Origin of the sequence: Aeromonas sp. s9 (genome assembly GCF_040907765.1) — a bacterium.
Lineage (GTDB): Bacteria > Pseudomonadota > Gammaproteobacteria > Enterobacterales > Aeromonadaceae > Aeromonas > Aeromonas caviae.
On sequence record NZ_JBFOCK010000073.1, the window covers coordinates 1 to 3,576 of the forward strand.

At 48.9% G+C, this 3,576-nt stretch carries 3 protein-coding genes and 1 pseudogene; 2 read left to right on the top strand and 2 right to left on the bottom strand.

Annotated features, from left to right (window positions below):
- A pseudogene (locus AB5Y54_RS15795) lies at nt 1-134 on the bottom strand (IS5/IS1182 family transposase); the annotation flags it as partial.
- A gap of 203 nt (nt 135-337) precedes the next feature.
- Between AB5Y54_RS15795 and AB5Y54_RS15800 the strand changes: the two are divergent.
- Nucleotides 338-868, top strand: a complete 531-nt coding sequence (locus AB5Y54_RS15800) for an ester cyclase (protein ID WP_199769688.1) — start codon at nt 338-340, stop codon at nt 866-868.
- A gap of 177 nt (nt 869-1,045) precedes the next feature.
- Here AB5Y54_RS15800 and AB5Y54_RS15805 read toward each other — a convergent pair whose 3' ends face one another.
- Nucleotides 1,046-1,942, bottom strand: a complete 897-nt coding sequence (locus AB5Y54_RS15805) for a helix-turn-helix domain-containing protein (RefSeq protein WP_368154005.1) — start codon at nt 1,940-1,942, stop codon at nt 1,046-1,048.
- On the opposite strand from AB5Y54_RS15805, the gene AB5Y54_RS15810 reads away from it, so the two are divergent.
- The gene (locus AB5Y54_RS15810; RefSeq protein WP_323888334.1) at nt 1,941-3,557 is read left to right on the top strand and encodes an IS1634 family transposase; all 1,617 of its coding nucleotides are present in this window, start codon (nt 1,941-1,943) and stop codon (nt 3,555-3,557) included. The genes AB5Y54_RS15805 and AB5Y54_RS15810 overlap by 2 nt on opposite strands.
- The last annotated feature ends 19 nt before the right edge of the window (nt 3,558-3,576 follow it).

Consider the following 3,576-nt stretch of genomic DNA (forward strand, 5'->3'; position numbering starts at 1 on the left):
TAAAACGGCTCGATGACTTCCACCATGTTTTGCCATGGCAGAATCTGCTCCATGCGGGACAAGAAAATCTCTTTTCTGGTCTGACGGCGCTTACTGCTGAATTCACTGTCGGCGAAGGTGAGCTGATGACTCATGATGAACCCTTTTTCATGGCTCCAGATGACAAACATGATCTCATATCAGGGACTTGTTCGCACCTTCCCTAACCATGTTAGGCTTACTCTATCTTCCTTTCGAGTCTTTTAAACAAGTTTCTGACCTTTTCGACCAATTACATTATCCATATTTTCTATATACTTACTAAATCGGAAAGATGAGAAAATAAAAGGGATATGGCATGAGAAATTTAATGAAACTTGGTGGTGTGCTAATGATGGCTGTTATATTAATGTTTATTACAGTTAAGTCATATGCCGACCAAAGTGAGTGTAAAAATTCGGAGTTTTTTATGAATGAAAACAATAGTAAGACAATAGTTCAACGTTTCAATAAGGAAGTAATTGTTGATTTAAATAGAAAATCCTTCGATGAATTAATGTCTACGGACTTCATCAATCACTCTGCTGCCTCTGGCACTGATAATGGTCCAAACAGCATGTGGAATACATTTAGTAACGTTCTGCACCCAGCAATTAGCAATCTCAACGTCGAAATACTCGATCAAATCGTTGAGGGTGATAAAGTGGTGACACGTAAGAGAATTACTGGCCGTCATACAGGAAGTCTTATGGGCATTGAAGCCACAGGGCGAGATGTAAGTATTGATGTCATTGACATAATACGAGTTAAAAATGGACAATACGCAGAACACTGGGGGTTAAATACTTTTGGTGCGGTGATACAAGAGTTAAAATCTGCTGAAAACTAAACGAATAATTTACCAGCTATTATTCAAAGTCTTCAAAATTATCCCACGACGTTGTTTTTATGCGTGGGATGCCCCCATTCCTAGAAAAGCAGTAATCTGTTTAGATCTGAAAGCTGTTACTACTAACCACAATCACTTGGCTTATTTCAAAACGAAAGCAATCTGTTGTTACTTACGTCAAGAGTTCGGAGGCATTCCTATATGTTCACGAGGACTGACACCAAAATGCTTCTTGTAAGCATGACTAAAGCTTGAATATTCACTATAGCCAAGCTGTGAGTATACTTCAGCTAATGGCACTTTATGCTCACATATAAGCTTTTGAGCGTATGTCATTTTTTTATGATTCAACCATTTTCTTGGTGGCTGATTAAATATGCTAATAAAGGTTCGTTTGAATGTAGATAAGCTCATGTTGCATAAAAAAGCCAACTCTTGTAAAGAGAGATTAGAGTACATGTTACTTTGAATGACTTGGCTCAATGCAACTTCTGAGCGAGATCGGCTATGTACACTGCAAAAAAACGACTGTAATCCCTCTATCTGAGTTGTTTCTAGATACCCAAAAAGTTCTAATAATTTGGCCCATTTTACGGTTGAACTTATAGGGCCGCTGGTTAACAAGAGCCTAAGTGATCGAGCATAATGCCGGATGAAATCATCCTGATTAAAAATTTGGCATGGGGAAGGTCGATTAGATTTACGGGGAAACTCAACGTTTGACAATAATTTTTCTAGCGTTTCATTTTTAATGTAAATAACAATGCTGCTGAAAGGGTTATTATCCGGAATAACCTCGGAGGTCATTAAATTTCCAGAATTCAACATTACAAGTTGATTTTTTTTGACCGATACACTCAACTCCGGAGTCAACACAGTTTTCTCTCCAGATAATAATATGTTCACCATGACTCTGTTTAGCTGAATTTTATTCTTATTAGATGCTTCCTTAGTGACATAATGACGGATAATAATATCCTCATCCGTCATTCCGCACCTGATTTTCCCTTTTTCGCGGCTTGACAGCGATCGGCTGTTTTGATCTATTACTGCTTTTTGCAGGTCGCTCATCATGCCCGCTCCCCGCATCGCCATCCGTAACCTTGATCACCTCGGCTTGGTCGCTGGCCTGTGCCAAGAGCTCGATATCGCCCGCATGATCGATGCGGTGCTGCCCAAAAACCAATCCTTCAAAGTCTCTCATGGTCAGGCGTTGGTGGCCATGATCATCAACGGCTTAGGCTTCCATAGCAGCACCTTGCACCTGTTCCCGCGGTTCTTCGCCAACAAGCCGGTCGAGCGATTGATCGGCCCCGGGCTCTGCGCCGATGATCTTAATGATGATGTGCTCGGGCGCTGTCTGGATGCGCTGTTTGCGGCCGATGTGTCGACGCTTTATCAGGTGATGGCCGAGCAAGTGGTCGCCAAGCTGGGGCTCAAGCCCACGGCGGTGCATCTTGATATCACCAGCTTTCACGTCGATGGCGCCTATGACTGCGCCGATGGCGAACAGACCGGCCGGCTGCAACTGGTGCGGGGATACAGCCGTGACCATCGGCCAGAGCTCAATCAGGTGATCCTGGAGCTGATCTGTGAGAATCAGGCCGGCTTGCCGGTGTACCTGCAAGCGCTCAGTGGCAACAGCAACGATAACAGCGCCTTTCGCGAGACGGTTAAGCGCCACCTGCGCAGCCTCAAGTCCGCGCAGGAGAGCCGCTATCTGGTCGGTGATGCAGCGCTGTACTGCGCCGAGACCCTACACCTGTTGCATCATCAGCGCCAGCTGTTCATCACCCGCGTGCCGCGCACCCTGACGGAAGCACGGAATGCTGTGGCAGCCATTAGTGAGGCGCCGCTGACCGCGCTGGGCGATGGCTACCAGGGGCGCTGGCTGGATGCCGACTACGCGGATGTGCCGCAGCGCTGGCTGCTGGTGCGCAGCGAAAAGGCCAACCATGCCGAGCAGAAAACGCTGGCCAAGCACCTGCTGGGCGACAGCACCCGCGAGCTCAAGGCGTTCACCAAACTGTGCGCGCGGCGCTTTGCCTGTCAGGCCGATGCCGAAGCGGAGCTGGCGCGCTTTGCCAACGGGCTGAAACTACTGGAGATTGTGCAAGGCCACGTGCTGACGGAGCCCGTTTACGCCAGCGCCGGCAGACCCAAAAGCGGCCAGCAACCCGACAGCTATCAGTACCGCATCGAGGGTCAGGCCGCGACCTGCCTGGAACGGGTGGAGGAGGCCAACGCCCAGACGGGCGTGTTCATCCTGGCCACCAACGACCTGAGCGGCACCCTGACCATGGCCGAACTGCTGGCCACCTACAAGGCACAGCAAACGGTTGAGCGCGGCTTTCGTTTCCTCAAAAGCCCCGAGTTTCTGACCTCATCGCTCTATCTGAAAAAGCCGGAGCGCATTGAAGCCCTGTTGATGGTGATGACCTGCAGCCTGATGATTTACGCCGCGCTGGAGCACCGTATCCGCAAAGGGCTGGTTGCCCAAGGCCGCAGCGTGCCGGACATGAAGAAGAAACCGACGCAGAAGCCAACCGCCCGCTGGATCTTCCTGTGCTTTGGCGGGATCCACGAGTACAGCCTGGGGGGCGAACCAGCCCAAGTGACCGACATCAACACCGTTCAGGAGACCATCATCGACGTTCTCGGCCCTCGATACCGGCAGATTTATTCATGAAGCGGGTGCGGAATGTCGG